Annotated in this window: 3 protein-coding genes; all 3 read left to right on the top strand. The window is 56.7% G+C overall.

The features are described from left to right. Positions 1 to 306 (top strand): Lrp/AsnC family transcriptional regulator (locus tag EOL86_14675; protein NCD26816.1); only part of this gene is annotated, 306 nt, incomplete at its 5' end. Further along, the gene (gene rpe, locus EOL86_14670) at positions 303 to 971 is read left to right on the top strand and encodes a ribulose-phosphate 3-epimerase (GenBank protein ID NCD26815.1); all 669 of its coding nucleotides are present in this window, start codon (positions 303 to 305) and stop codon (positions 969 to 971) included. The genes EOL86_14675 and rpe, both read left to right, overlap by 4 nt. A 367-nt stretch (positions 972 to 1,338) precedes the next feature. Beyond that, positions 1,339 to 1,634 (top strand): Lrp/AsnC family transcriptional regulator (locus EOL86_14665; protein ID NCD26814.1); only part of this gene is annotated, 296 nt, incomplete at its 3' end.

Below are 1,634 nucleotides of genomic sequence, written 5' to 3'. Positions count from 1 at the left end.
ATCCGCCGCATCGGGGCCAATTTCCAATCCAAAAAACTGGGCTGGCACTCGACGCTGTGCTCGGCCGCCGTGCCCGAGGACAAGCTTGCCGACTTCATTGCCGAAGTAAACCAACTACCCGGCGTGACGCACAATTATCTGCGCAAAAATCGGCAAAACGTCTGGTTCACCTTTATCGGACCATCCTGGGAGGCCGTGCGGGAAACGCTGGCCGGCATCACCCGCGAGACCGGCATCCCCATTCTCAACCTACCCGCGAGCAAAATGTATAAAATTCAGGTCGACTTCAAAATGGGAGACGAATGATGCGCGAATTTATCCTGTCTCCGTCGCTGCTGTCCTCGGATTTCGGCAACCTCCGCGCCGAATTGACCGCCTTGGAAGAGGCCGGCCTGAAATGGGTCCACTGGGACGTCATGGACGGAGCGTTTGTCCCCAACATCACCTTTGGCCCACCGGTCATCAAGGCGCTGCGCAAGACATCCAAGCTCTTCTTCGACGTCCACCTGATGATCGAACGCCCGGAGCGCTACATCGACGAATTCGCCGCGGCCGGCGCGGACCTGTTATGCATCCACGCCGAAAGCACGGTACACCTGGAACGCACCCTGAGCGCCATCCACGCCGCCGGCATGAACACCGGTCTGGCCCTCAACCCGGCCACTCCCCTGGCCGTGGTCGAGTACCTGCTGCCGCAGCTGGACATGGTGCTCATCATGAGCGTCAATCCCGGATTTGGCGGCCAATCCTTCATCCCGTTCTGCAGGGATAAAATTGCCTCGCTCTCCGCCATGATCCGCGCCCGGGAACTGCCCACCCTGATCCAAGTCGACGGCGGCGTGACCCTGGACAATGCCCGGGAGCTCTTTGATCTGGGCGCAGACGTGCTGGTCTCGGGTTCCGCCTTTTTCGGTTTTCCGCCCTACGACGAGCGGCACCGCGCCTTTCAGACGGCCGTTTCCGGGGCATAATTCAAATTCTCTTCCAAATACCCGGACGAATGGCTATCCCGGTCGCTCCCTCGCAGGGAGGGCTTTCGCGCTTCCAGGAATTCGCGGCGTTTTGAACGGGAAGCAAAAGAACGCCTCGCCAAGGCGCCTCGTCACCGATCAGAAGATGCCTCGCGGATTATCCGCGAGGCATCTTTTTTGGGGATGATTTCTTCACTTTCGTTCTATTTTTCCCTTTTCTTCGCGAATATTCTTCAATACCTATCCTCCACTTTCGCCGGTCCCAATCGCGCTCCAGCCCGTTCACTCGGTATTTTTCAATATTGGCAATCTTCATTGACTGAGGTCTTTTCAAGAACTATCTTTTTTACTAAAGAGGCATTGCATAATGATTGACAGCACAGACATTCAAATTTTGAATATCCTTCAAGCAAACGGCAAGATCACCAACGCCGAATTGGCCCGTCAGATCGGCATGGCGCCATCGGGCGTGCTGGAACGGGTCAAAAAGCTGGAGCAGAAAGGCATCATCCAGGGTTATGAAGTGCGTCTCAATCCCAAGGCCCTGGGCATTTCCCTGTCCACCTTCATCCTCATCAAAACCGAGGACGCCGTGGGCAGCGCCGAGATCGGCAAGCAATTGGCGAAAATCGGAGAGGTTCAGGAAGTGCACTGGACCGCCGG

This window comes from Deltaproteobacteria bacterium (assembly GCA_009930495.1).
Classification (GTDB): Bacteria; Desulfobacterota; Desulfovibrionia; order Desulfovibrionales; family Desulfomicrobiaceae; genus Desulfomicrobium.
This window is presented reverse-complemented; position numbering and strand designations above follow the sequence as displayed.